Genomic DNA, 11,708 nt, shown 5'->3' on the forward strand with positions numbered 1-11,708 from the left:
CCGGCGGCGCCCGCCGCCGGCCCGGCTTGCGCTCAGGCCAGGCGTTCGCACGCCGCGCGGATGGCCGAGCAGCCTTGCTGGATATCTTCCAGCGCGGCCGCGAAAGAAAGGCGGAACGTGCCCGGCACGCCATAGGGCGTACCGTCGATGACCGCCACGCCGGCCTCGCGCAGCAGGTAGTGCACGAAGTCGGTGTCGGTGGCCAGCACCGTGCCATCCGGCGTGCGCTTGCCGATCACGCCGTTGCAGTCCGGGAACACGTAGAACGCGCCCTCGGGCACCACCACGGACAGGCCGGCCGCGCCGGTCAGCGCGGCGACGGCGGCGTCGCGGCGCGCCTTGTAGGTGCGGGCGAACTCGGCCACGCAATCCTGCGGGCCGGACAGGGCCTCGGTCGCGGCCGCCTGGCTGATGGAGCAGGCGCCCGACGTGCTCTGCGATTGCAGGATGGCCATGGCCTTGATCAGTTCTTCCGGGCCGGCGCCGTAGCCGATGCGCCAGCCGGTCATCGCGTAGGCCTTGGACACGCCGTTGACCACCAGGGTGCGGCCGGCCAGTTCCGGCGCCAGCTGCAGCGGATGCACGGTGGGCGTGCCGGTGAAGTTCAGGCGCGCGTAGATGTCGTCGGTCATCAGCCACACGTGCGGATGGCGCTTCAACACCTCGACCAGGCCGCGCCACTCGTCGGCCGTGTAGATGGCGCCGGTGGGGTTGCTGGGCGCGTTCATCATCAGCCACTTGGTGCGCGGCGTGATGGCGGCTTCCAGGGCGGTGGGCGTCAGCTTGTACTGCTCGGCGGGCGTGGCGGCCACGGCGACGGGCACGCCGCCGTTGACGGCCACCATGTCGGGATAGGACACCCAGTACGGCGCGGGGATGATGACCTCGTCGCCGTCATTCAGGGTGGCGGCCAGGCCGTTGTAGATGACCTGCTTGGCGCCCGTGCCCACGATGATGCGGTCCTCGGGATAGTCGACGCCCGTCTCTTCCAGCAGGCGCGCGCGCGCCGCGCGGCGCAGCGGCATCGTGCCCTGCGAATTCGGGTACTTGGTCTCGCCGCGCTGCATGGCCGCGATGGCGGCGTCGCAGATGTGCCGGGGCGTGGCGAAGTCGGGCTCGCCCACCGTCAGGTCGATGATGCGGCGGCCTTCCTCGCGCAGCCGGGCCACGATGGCGCGGGTCGCCACGCTGGGCGACAGCTTGATGCGCCTGATCTTGTCGGCGACGATGCTCATTTCGCGCCTCCGGTCTTCTCGGCGATGGCGCGGTCGACCCAAGGCTTGGTGTAGGTGCCCGAACGCAGCTTTTCCTTGGTGACCTGCTCGTCCGCTTCCTTCTTGCGGGCGGCGGCCAGCACGTCGGCGGCCTGGGCCGCCGGAATGGCCAGCACGCCGTCGGCGTCGCCCAGGATGACATCGCCCGCGCACACGACTTGCCCGCCAATGCTCACGGGAACGTTGATTTCGCCCGGGCCGTCCTTGTAGGGCCCCATGTGCGCCGCGCCCAGCGCGAAGCAGCCGAACTTGCCTTGCTGGAACACGTCCAGGTCGCGGATCATGCCGTCGATGACGAAGGCGACGATGCCGCGCGATTCGGCATCCATGGCCATCAGTTCGCCGACCAGGGCGTTGGCCGTCTGGCCGCCGCCGTCGACCACGAGGACATCGCCCGGCCCCGCCAGCGAGATCGCCTTGTGGATCATCAGGTTGTCACCCGGACGGGTCTTGACCGTGACCGCGCGGCCGACGATGCGGGACGCGCCGGCATGCATCGCGCGCAGGCCTCGCACGCCGTACAGGCGGCCCATGCAGTCGCTGACCTGGGCGGAGCCGATCTCGGCGAAACCCGCCACGATGTCGTCCGCCACCGGGGGTTGCGGCAAGGGAAGAATGCGAAAACCGATAGAACTCATGGGGAGGAACTCATGCCGTACTGGAGAAGGCATGCATTACAAGCCCTGGTAGCCGCTTCCTCAAAACGATATAAATTCTGAGGAATTCACGAAAAAAATTCGCGCATCAATACGTTCAGGGTAAACCCTTATTCGTAGCAGCCGGCGTTTTGCCACGAGAAAAAGCGGCGAAGTCCTGAGACTTCGCCGCTGCTGCTTCGCCATGCTTGCTGCCTCGCTCGATCGGTCCGGCTCTCAGGCCGGATCCGTCCAGCTTTCGGTGCCGATCAGTCCAGCTTGATGTTCGCGCTGGCCGCCACGTCCTTCCACTTGGCGATTTCCGAAGTCATCACCGCCTTGAACTGATCGGGGGTATTGCCCACCACGGTGCCGCCCAGCTCCTTGAAGCGCTGGCGCAGCTCGGGATCCTTCAACGCCTCGGCCGCGGCCTTGTAGATCCTGTCCGACAGCTCGGCGGGCATGTTCTTGGGGCCCAGCAGGCCGTTCCAGGCCGATACGTCGTAGTTCTTGATGCCGGCTTCGGCGAAGGTCGGCACGTCCGGGATCTCGGGCAGGCGTTGAGCGGAGGCCACGGCCAGCGCGCGCAGGCGGTTCGACTTGATGAACGGCAGCGACGAAGGCAGCGGCTCCCAGATCATCGAGACCTGGCGGCCGATCACGTCGTTGAAGGCCGGGCCGGCGCCCTTGTAGGCCACGTGCATGATCTCGGCGCCGCTGTTCTTCTTGAGCAGTTCCATCGCCAGGTTCCCCAGCGTGCCCGCGCCCGAAGAGGCGTAGGTGTACTGGTTGGGCTTGGCCTTGGAATCGGCGATCAGGTCGGCCAGCGTGGCGGCCTTGACGTCCTCGTTGACGCTGAGCACGCCCGGCACGGACACGATCTGCGTGATCGGCGTGAAATCCGCCACGGCGTCGTAGGGCAGCTTCGCGTAGATGGCCGGGTTGGCGGCGTGCGTGCTGGACGAGGCCAGCAGCAGCGTATAGCCGTCGGGCTTGGCTTCGGCCACGAAGCGCGAACCGATGACGCCGGCGGCGCCGGCCTTGTTCTCGACGATGACGGTGCCATCCAGCTTCTGGCCCAGCTTCTGCGCGAACAGGCGGCCGACGATGTCGGCGGTGCCGCCCGGCGCGAACGGGATGATCAGGCGGATGGGTTCGGCCGGGTAGTCCTTGGCCATGGCCGAGGGCGACGCGCCGAACAGGGCGCCGGCGGCGGCCAGGGCCGCGATGGAACGCTTGAACATGCTGGGTCTCTCCTGTGTTTACTATCTTTCTAAGGGGGGCGGCATGGGCTATTCCAATGCCTTGGAAAGCCATGCGACGACGTGCCCCAGCACCTCGTCGCTGTTTCGGTCCAGCATGCAGGCATGGCTGTTGCCATGCAGGCCGGCGGCGGGCAGGTCCAGCACCGCGACGGGTGCGCCGCGTTGCCGCAACGCCTCGACGTGCCGGTCCACGGACTCCCGGTAGCTGCGCCACAGGGGGCTGTGGTCCAGGTAATCGCCCCACAGCACCAACTGGGGCACCTGGGCCGGCGTGGCCGCGGCGTCGGCCGGCATCCCCGTGGGTTCGAGCATGACGGTGGCCCGCACGGTGCCAGGGTGCCGTTGCAGCGCATGGGCCGCGTGGCCGCCTCCCTGGCTGTGTCCCATGACGATGCACGGCCCGACGGCCGCGATCAGTTCGTCATGGGCGGCCAGCGTCATGTCGCCATGCTCCAGCCAGCGCGGCACGAACTGGCACGCAAAGCGTTCGAAATGCTCGACCGGGAATTGCGTGCCGGGGTGAGGGGCGAGCCGTGGGGCGGTGGCGTTCGGCGTGTCCGCGCCGTCCGGGACGGCCTCACCGGGGCCCACGCGGAACAGCTCCCAGGCCTCTTCGTGGCTGCGGAAGATCGGCGCCGCCTCGTAGACCTGCGGATACATGGCCCAAGAGGCCCGGCCGCGCTCGGGCGCATCGCATACCCAGACGTCGAAACCGGCCTCCAGCAGGCGCCACAGCCAGCCAGGACGGCCATCCGGCGTGGACTCCCACTGGGCGCCCGTCATGCCGCCGCCATGCCACAGCACCACCGGGAACGGAAAGCGGGGCCGCGCCAAGGCGTAGTGCATGGCGTACATCTGTCCGACACTGTAGGTGCCGTTCATGTCCACGGGCCGAGGCAAGCCGGCGGCCACGGCGCGCTGTTCGACAGGCAAGCCACGCACCGTCGCGGTGGCGCCGCCGAAGAAATGGGAACGGATGCTGCGTAGGGAGACGTGAGACATGGCGCGGATCGCTCGATTGCCGTGCAGTGTATCCATGCCGATGCGATTCCTTTCGGACGGGATGCAGTAAGCTGTGCCGGATTGGCACAGACCAAACATCGAGAGACGCTCGCCATGGAGACACCGAAAGACCTGGACCTGGCCCTGCTGCGCGACCTGCTGGCCCTGGGCCAGGCCGGCAGCCTGAGCCGGGCCGCGCAACTGCGTGGCATCACGCATCCCGCATTCGGCCGGCGTCTGCGGGCCCTGGAGGAATGGGCCGGCGCGCCGCTGGCCACGCGCGGCGCCCGCCACAGCCCGCTGACGGACGAAGGTCGCGCGCTGGCCGCGGCCGCCCGCCAGATCGAAGCTATTCTGCGCAACACCCGTGCCGTTCTGGCACAGCAGCCCGACCGGACGCTGCCGACCATCGTCATCGCCGCGGGCCGCACGCTGTCGCACACGCTGCTGCCGCGGCTGATCGCCGACCTGCGCGGCACCTATGGCGAAGCCATCTGGAAAGTGAAGACCACCAGCCTGCGGCCGGGGCTGGAAATGCTGCGCCAGCGCCAGGCCGACTTCATGCTGGGGCACGCCCCCGAAGGCGCGATTCCGCCCGGCATGCAGGACCTGCTGTCCTGCTCGGTGGGGCGCGACGCCATAGTGGCCGTCTCGGCGCCGCTGGTGTCGGGTTATCCGAAGTTCGCCCTGCCGCGCGGCGGCGCGCAGCCCCGGGTGCCCTATCTGGCCTATGCCCCCGGCATGGCGCTGGGGGCCATCCTGGACGGCGTGCTGGCGGCCGCGGGGGGACGCGACCAGCTCTACACCGTGTACGAGGCCGACCTGGCCGACTCGCTGCACGCCATGGTGCGCCAGGGCATGGGACTGGCCTGGCTGCCGCTGAGCCTGGTGCGCGAAGACCTGCTGCACGGCCGCATCGTGCGCGCAGGCGAAAAAAGAGAGGACATCGATATCGATGTCCGCCTGTATGCGTGCCAGGGCACGCTGGATACCGTGCATGCGCGCGGCCTCTGGGAGGCCATCGGCGCGCTGTACCGCGACGCCGACGCGGATGGGGCCGCGGACTGAACGCCCGCCAGCCCGCGGCCATCAGGCCATCAGCACCGCCGCCACCACGATGCCCAGCGCGATGCGGTACCAGGCGAAGATGCGGTAGGTATGGTTGGCCACGAAGCGCAGCACGGCGCGCACGATCAGCAAGGCGCTGAAGAACGCCGCCACGAAGCCCACGGCGATGGCGGACAGGTCGTGCGAGGTCAGCAGGCTCATGTTGCGGTACATGTCGTAGACTGCGGCGGCCAGCATGGTGGGCATGGCCAGGAAGAAAGAGAACTCGGTGGCCGTCTTGCGCTGGATGCCGGCCATCATGCCGCCGATGATGGTGGCGCCCGAACGCGAGGTGCCCGGGATCATGGCCAGGCACTGCGCCACGCCCACGGCCAGGGCCTGCTTCCAGGTGATCTGCTCCAGCGTATGCGCCGTGGCGCGCTCGTCCGAGGCCGTATCGTCGGCCGCGCCGGGCTGGTCGCCCGGCGTGTGATGGGTGCGGCGCTCGACCCACAGCATGATCAGGCCGCCCAGCACCAGCGTCACCGCCACCACTTCCGGCGCGTAGAACAGGCGCTTGATGGCGGAGATGAAGATGGCGCCGACGACCGCCGCCGGCAGGAAGGCGACGATCAGGTTGCGCGTGAACGCCACTTCCTGGCGCTCGCCGCGCAGCGTGCCCGCGACGAGCTGCCACAGCCGGGCGCGGAAGATCCACATGACGGCCAGGATGGAACCGAGCTGGATGACGACTTCGAACACCTTGCCCGAACTGGATTCGAAATGGATCAGGTCGCCGAACAGGATGAGGTGTCCCGTGCTGGACACCGGGATGAATTCGGTCAGGCCCTCGAGGATACCGAGAACGAAGGCCTTGATCAGGTATAGCGTGCCGTCTGACATGTGGATGGATGAGGACCGGAAAAGTTAAGCGTCGCCGCCCTCGGGCGCCGCATCGGGATCGGTGGGCTCGTAGGGGCGTTTCTCGACCCGGACGGAAGCGATGCGGCGGCCGTCGAGCTGCAGCACCTCGAAGCGCAGCCGCGCGTACGGGGTGTCGAATTCGCAGGCGTCGCCGGGTTGCGGCAGGTGGCCGAAGCGCGCCAGCAGATAGCCGGCCAGCGTCGTGTAGTCCTGGGACTCGTCGATCAGGCCCTCGACCTCTAGCACTTGTTCCACATGATGCAGATCGGCCGCGCCGTCGATCTTCCAGACGCCGTCCTGCTCGACGGCGATGTCGGGCATCTCGTCCTCGTCGGGGAATTCGCCCGCGATGGCCTCGAACACGTCGATGGCCGTGGCCAGGCCCACGATGGCGCCGAACTCGTCGGTGACCAGCACCAGTTGGCCGCGCGAACGCTTGAGCGTGTCCATCAGCACCAGGATGCCGGTGTTCTCGTGCACGATGATCGGATCGCGCAGGGTGTCGCGCCGGATGCGGCCCTCGGTGATCAGCTGCGCCACCATGCTCTTGGCGCGGCCGATGCCGATGACTTCGTCAAGCGAGCCCCGGCACACCGGGAAGAAGCTGTGCGGCGAGGCGTCGAGCTGCGACCGGATCTCGCCGGCATCGTCGTCGATGTTGATCCAGGTGATGTCGTTGCGCGGCGTCATGATCGAGTGGATGCTGCGCTCGGCCAGGGTCAGCACGCCGCTGACCATGTTGCGCTCTTCCACGCCGAAGGCCTGCATGTCGGGCCTCTCGGCGGCCGGCTCGGCGGGCTCGTCGCCCGCGGCCGGCGGACGCTTGCCCAGCATGCGCAGCACGGCCGTGGCGGTGCGCTCGCGCATCGGACGGCGGGCGTCCAGCTTGAGCAGGTTGCGGCGCGCCACCTGGTTCAGGGCCTCGATGGCCACCGAAAAGCCGATGGCCGCGTACAGGTAGCCCTTGGGCACCTTGAAGCCGAAGCTTTCCGCCAGCAGCGAGAAGCCGATCATCAGCAGGAAGCCCAGGCACAGCACCACCACGGTGGGATGCTTGTTGACGAAGCGCGTCAGCGGCTTGGAGGCGACCAGCATGATGCCGATGGCGATGACCACGGCGATCATCATGATGGCCAGATGGTCGACCATGCCCACGGCGGTGATGACGGAGTCCAGCGAGAACACGGCGTCCAGCACCACGATCTGCGTGACGATGACCCAGAAGCTGGCATAGACGCGCGGGCCGCCGGCGTGCTCGGCATGGCCGCCCTCGATGCGCTCGTGCAGCTCCATGGTGCCCTTGAACAGCAGGAACAGGCCGCCGATCATCAGGATGAGATCGCGCCCGGAGAACGAAGCGGGTCCGACGGAGAACAGCGGCTCGGTCAGGGTGACCAGCCAGGACATGACGGACAGCAACCCCAGGCGCATGACCAGCGCCAGGCTCAGGCCCAGGATGCGCGCGCGGTCCCGCTGGGACGGCGGCAGCTTGTCCGCCAGGATGGCGATGAAGATTAGGTTGTCGATACCCAGGACGATCTCGAGGACCACCAGGGTAAGGAGGCCGACCCACGCAGCGGGGTCCAGCAGCCACTCCATCAGGAGCTCCGGGAAGTAGGAAACCGGTAATCGTACAAGAAATCGTGTGACAGCCTTGGCGCGACCGCACCGCCAACCGCGGGGAAACCCCACGCGCAGGCGAGGCGGGCGGCCCGGCCGCCGGCGTGGGCGGCGGGAATGCGGCCGATGCCCGCGCGGGCGGCGTCGCCTCGCGCACGGAACGGCCCGGCATCAAAAAAGCCGGCCCGGGGCCGGCCGTACGAAGCGGCGATGCCGTCAGGCGGCCGGCCTGGGCTGCAGGCTGCCCATCATCTGGGTGAAGATCTTGGGGCTGCCGGCCAGCACGTCGCCGGACTTCAGCCAACCCTGCTCGCCTTCGAAGTCGGAGATCAGGCCGCCGGCTTCCAGCACCAGCAGGCTGCCCGCCGCCACGTCCCAGGGCTTCAGGCCCACGCCGCAGAAGCCGTCCAGGCGGCCGGCCGCCACGTTGGCCAGGTCCAGCACGGTGGAGCCCAGGCGGCGCACGCCCGAGCAGCCCTGCGCCATGTCGCGGAAGCGCGCGGCGCCGCCGTCGGGGCCGGCCGAGCCTGCCCAGTGCGCGCCCAGCAGCGCGTCGTGGAAGCGGGTGCGGCCCGTGACGCGCACGCGGCGGTCGTTCAGGAAGGTGCCGCTGCCGCGGCTGGCCGTGAACAGTTCGTTGCGGGTCGGGTCGTAGACCACCGCCTGCGAGACCTGGCCGCGGTGCAGCAGCGCGATCGACACGGCGTAGATGGGCAGGCCGTGGATGAAATTGGTGGTGCCGTCCAGGGGATCGATGATCCACTGGAATTCCGCGTTCTCGTCGCCTTGCTGTCCGAACTCTTCGCCCAGGAAGGCGTGGTCGGGATAGGCCGTCTGCAGGACTTCGACGATGGCCTCTTCCGAGGCGCGATCGACTTCCGTGACATAATCTCGCGGCCCCTTGCGCGCAATGGTGAGGTGTTCCAGATCGAGGCTGGCGCGATTGATGATGGTGCCGGCACGCCGGGCCGCCTTGATGGCGGTATTGAGCATCGGATGCATAGAATTCCGTACGGAAAAGCGATAAGGGCCACCTGCCGGATCGCCACCAACGGGCACGAAACCAGGCAGGCCTGCAGGGCCAAACACAACATTTTAAATGAATCGAGCTTTTTCCCGCGTCCGCTTCATCATGGTACAGCCCAGCCACCCTGGCAACGTGGGTTCGGCGGCACGCGCCATCAAGACCATGGGCTTCTCTGAACTGGTGCTGGTCGAGCCCCGGTTTCCCGACATGCTGGAGCAGCCGGAAGCCCTGGCGCTGGCCAGCGGCGCGGGCGACGTGCTCGAACGGGCGCGGGTGTACGCGACCCTGGAAGAGGCCCTGGCGCCCGTCACGCTGGCCTTCGCCCTGACCGCCCGGGTGCGCGACCTGGGGCCTCCCCCCTGCGACATCCGCCAGGCGGCCGACCTGGCCAGCCGGCACATGGACGAAACGTCCGAGGGCAGCGTGGCCATCGTGCTGGGCACCGAGCGCGCCGGGCTGACCAACGCCCAGATCGCCCTGTGCCACCGCATCTGCCACATCCCCGCCAACCCCGAATACAGCTCGTTGAACGTGGCGCAGGCGCTCCAACTGGCCGCCTGGGAAATGCGCTACGCCCTGCTGGCGGCCAGCGGCGCGCCGATGCTGCCGCCCGCCCCGCCCAGCCAGGCCGAGAGCGGCGCCGAGCCGGCTCCCGGCGCGGCCGTGCAGGGGCTGCTGGCCCACTGGGAAGAAGCGCTGGTCGCCGTGCGGTTCCTCGATCCCGCCCATCCCAAGAAACTGATGCCGCGCATGCGGCACCTGTTCAGCCGCCAGGCGCTGACGCGCGACGAGGTGGACATGCTGCGCGGCGTATGCACGGCGATGCTGGCCACGGCCCGGGGCAAGCGCAAGTAATCAGCGCACCGCGTCCAGGAAGTGCATGTGGCGGTGGTACTGGTCGAGGACGTCATGGATGACCTCTTCCTTGCGCCACCCCATGATGTCGTAGTCCTGCCCGCCTTCGCGCAGGTGCACTTCGGCACGGTAGTACACGTCGCCTTGCTTGTGCCTGCGGCGCGGGTCCTCGACCACGAAGGAGGGCGGGTTGTAGGGATGCGGACGGACCGAATAGAAGAAATCCATTTCCTGCCCGTGCCCCACTTCCAGCCATACGCGCCCGTCGGTTCCCGCCTCGGTCCGGGCCTGCAGGCCCTGTTTCTGCAGTTCCGCCGCGACCTCGTCGAGCGCCGGACGGACCTTCTCGGCCAGGAAGGCGGCCACTTCCTGCTGGCGCGGCTGGTGCACCAGCGCGCGCAGCCGTCCCTTCCAGTCGGCGCCCGTCGCGCCCGGCACCGCGCGCGCGGTACGGATCGCCTCGCGCTTGGCCACGTCCAGCCGCATGGCCCGCAGCATGCCCAGGCATGCCAGGATCATCACCACCGTGAACGGCAGCGCCGACGCGATCGTGGCCGCCTGCAGCGAGGTCAGCCCGCCCGCGATCAGCAAGGCGATGGCGATGGCCCCGACCGACACGGCCCAGAAGATCCGCTGCCAGACGGGCGACTCGCCGTCGTCCTTGGACGACAGCATGTCGATGACCAGCGCGCCCGAGTCGGCCGACGTGACGAAGAAGATGACCACCAGCAGCGTGGCCACGGCGGAGGTGATGCCGGCCAGGGGCAACCGTTCGAGGAAGCTGTAGATCGCCACCGAACTGTCGGCCGACACGGCCGCCATCAGGTCGGTCGCGCCGTCGGCCAGGATCATGTGCAGCGCGGTGTTGCCGTAGATCGTCATCCACAGGAACGTGAAGCCCAGGGGCACCAGCAGCACGCCGATCACGAATTCGCGGATGGTGCGCCCGCGCGAAATGCGCGCGATGAACATGCCCACGAAGGGCGACCACGCGATCCACCAGCCCCAATAGAACAACGTCCAGCCGCCGATCCAGTCGGTCGGCTCGTAGGCGTACAGATTGAACGTCATGCCGAACACGTTGGACACATAGATGCCGGTGTTCTGGACGAACGCCTGCAGCAGGTGGACGGTCGGCCCCGTCAGCAGCACGAACAGCAGCAGCGCCACCGCCAGGATCATGTTGAATTCGGACAGCCGGCGCACGCCTCGGTCCAGGCCGGTGAAGACCGACACGGTGGCGACCGCGGTGATGCCCGCGATCAGCATGACCTGGGTGCCCGTGCTGACCGGCACGCCGAACAGATGCTGCAAGCCGGAGTTGATCTGGATGACCCCCAGGCCCAGCGAGGTGGCCAGGCCGAAGATGGTGCCCAGCACGGCAAAGGTGTCCACCGCGTGCCCGATCGGTCCATGGATGCGATCACCGATCAGGGGATACAGCGCGCTGCGGATGCGCAGCGGCAGGCCATGCCGATAGCCGAAATAGGCCAGCGACAGCGCCACCACCGCATAGATGGCCCAGGCATGGATGCCCCAGTGGAAGAACGTGATGCGCATGGCCTGCCGGGCCGAGGCGACCGTCTCGGGATCGCCCACGGGCGGGGAGGCGAAGTGCATCACGGGCTCGGCCACGCCGAAATACATCAACCCGATGCCCATGCCCGCCGCGAACAGCATGGCGAACCAGGTGCTGTAGCTGTAGTCCGGCGTGCTGTGGTCGGGGCCCAGCTTGAGGCGCCCGACGTTGCTGAATCCCAGCGCCACCACGAACACCAGGAAGCCGGCGACCGCCAGCACGGTGAACCAGCCGGCCTCGTTGGCCGCCCAGGCCTTGGCCGCGCCGAACATCGATTGCGTCGCTTCTGGCGCGATGAAAGACAGCAGCACCAAGGCCACGACCAGGCCAGCGGACGGGTAGAACACTTGCGGCAGAATGCCTCCGGTGCGCGGCGGTACCACCGACACGTCGTCTTGCATCACGAGGGTCTCCTATTGACGGCTTTCGATCCGATCCCTCTTTCGAAGCAGGCGCGTGGGAGGCCGCACGTTCCGCTGT

At 68.3% G+C, this 11,708-nt stretch carries 10 protein-coding genes; 2 read left to right on the forward strand and 8 right to left on the reverse strand.

Going from position 1 to position 11,708, the window contains the following annotated elements; all coding sequences use genetic code 11:
- Positions 1–32: 32 nt before the first annotated feature.
- The 4 genes from A6745_RS00390 to A6745_RS00405 form a co-directional block, all read right to left on the reverse strand.
- The gene (locus A6745_RS00390) at positions 33–1,235 is read right to left on the reverse strand and encodes an aminotransferase class I/II-fold pyridoxal phosphate-dependent enzyme (RefSeq protein WP_066122220.1); all 1,203 of its coding nucleotides are present in this window, start codon (positions 1,233–1,235) and stop codon (positions 33–35) included.
- Positions 1,232–1,912, reverse strand: a complete 681-nt coding sequence (locus tag A6745_RS00395; protein WP_066122224.1) for an RraA family protein — start codon at positions 1,910–1,912, stop codon at positions 1,232–1,234. Before A6745_RS00395 ends, A6745_RS00390 begins: the two co-directional genes overlap by 4 nt.
- Positions 1,913–2,178: 266 nt before the next feature.
- Positions 2,179–3,153: a Bug family tripartite tricarboxylate transporter substrate binding protein gene (locus A6745_RS00400; protein WP_066122227.1), complete on the reverse strand. Its 975-nt coding sequence runs from the start codon at positions 3,151–3,153 to the stop codon at positions 2,179–2,181.
- Between the two features lie 48 nt (positions 3,154–3,201).
- The gene (locus A6745_RS00405; RefSeq protein ID WP_231885862.1) at positions 3,202–4,212 is read right to left on the reverse strand and encodes an alpha/beta fold hydrolase; all 1,011 of its coding nucleotides are present in this window, start codon (positions 4,210–4,212) and stop codon (positions 3,202–3,204) included.
- A gap of 78 nt (positions 4,213–4,290) precedes the next feature.
- Between A6745_RS00405 and A6745_RS00410 the strand changes: the two genes are divergently transcribed.
- Entirely contained in the window at positions 4,291–5,244 is a 954-nt protein-coding gene (locus A6745_RS00410) for a LysR family transcriptional regulator (RefSeq protein WP_066122230.1), read from the forward strand.
- 21 nt (positions 5,245–5,265) lie between these two features.
- On the opposite strand, the gene A6745_RS00415 is transcribed toward A6745_RS00410, so the two are convergent.
- The 3 genes from A6745_RS00415 to A6745_RS00425 form a co-directional block, all read right to left on the reverse strand.
- Positions 5,266–6,126 carry an undecaprenyl-diphosphate phosphatase gene (locus A6745_RS00415; protein WP_066122231.1) on the reverse strand — a complete coding sequence of 287 codons (861 nt, stop codon included), beginning with the start codon at positions 6,124–6,126 and terminating at the stop codon, positions 5,266–5,268.
- Between the two features lie 24 nt (positions 6,127–6,150).
- On the reverse strand, positions 6,151–7,746 hold the full coding sequence (locus A6745_RS00420; protein ID WP_066122234.1) for a TerC family protein: 1,596 nt from the start codon (positions 7,744–7,746) through the stop codon (positions 6,151–6,153).
- A 237-nt stretch (positions 7,747–7,983) separates the two neighbouring features.
- Complete coding sequence (locus A6745_RS00425) at positions 7,984–8,769, reverse strand: inositol monophosphatase family protein (RefSeq protein WP_066122238.1); 786 nt, start codon at positions 8,767–8,769, stop codon at positions 7,984–7,986.
- Between the two features lie 97 nt (positions 8,770–8,866).
- On the opposite strand from A6745_RS00425, the gene A6745_RS00430 reads away from it, so the two are divergent.
- Entirely contained in the window at positions 8,867–9,649 is a 783-nt protein-coding gene (locus tag A6745_RS00430; RefSeq protein ID WP_082852824.1) for an RNA methyltransferase, read from the forward strand.
- Here the strand turns inward: A6745_RS00430 and A6745_RS00435 are convergent, their stop codons facing one another.
- Entirely contained in the window at positions 9,650–11,629 is a 1,980-nt protein-coding gene (locus tag A6745_RS00435; RefSeq protein ID WP_066122242.1) for a BCCT family transporter, read from the reverse strand.
- Positions 11,630–11,708 lie beyond the last annotated feature (79 nt).

It is taken from the genome of Bordetella ansorpii (genome assembly GCF_900078705.1).
GTDB classification, from domain to species: domain Bacteria; phylum Pseudomonadota; class Gammaproteobacteria; order Burkholderiales; family Burkholderiaceae_B; genus Bordetella; species Bordetella ansorpii_A.

Coding starts and splice junctions, on each gene's coding strand:
- A6745_RS00415 (WP_066122231.1), bottom strand. CDS start 6,126: ATGTCAGACGGCACGCTATACCTGATCAAGGCCTTCGTTCTCGGTATC.
- A6745_RS00390 (WP_066122220.1), bottom strand. CDS start 1,235: ATGAGCATCGTCGCCGACAAGATCAGGCGCATCAAGCTGTCGCCCAGC.
- A6745_RS00425 (WP_066122238.1), bottom strand. CDS start 8,769: ATGCATCCGATGCTCAATACCGCCATCAAGGCGGCCCGGCGTGCCGGC.
- A6745_RS00435 (WP_066122242.1), bottom strand. CDS start 11,629: ATGCAAGACGACGTGTCGGTGGTACCGCCGCGCACCGGAGGCATTCTG.
- A6745_RS00395 (WP_066122224.1), bottom strand. CDS start 1,912: ATGAGTTCTATCGGTTTTCGCATTCTTCCCTTGCCGCAACCCCCGGTG.
- A6745_RS00430 (WP_082852824.1), top strand. CDS start 8,867: ATGAATCGAGCTTTTTCCCGCGTCCGCTTCATCATGGTACAGCCCAGC.
- A6745_RS00410 (WP_066122230.1), top strand. CDS start 4,291: ATGGAGACACCGAAAGACCTGGACCTGGCCCTGCTGCGCGACCTGCTG.
- A6745_RS00400 (WP_066122227.1), bottom strand. CDS start 3,153: ATGTTCAAGCGTTCCATCGCGGCCCTGGCCGCCGCCGGCGCCCTGTTC.
- A6745_RS00405 (WP_231885862.1), bottom strand. CDS start 4,212: ATGGATACACTGCACGGCAATCGAGCGATCCGCGCCATGTCTCACGTC.
- A6745_RS00420 (WP_066122234.1), bottom strand. CDS start 7,746: ATGGAGTGGCTGCTGGACCCCGCTGCGTGGGTCGGCCTCCTTACCCTG.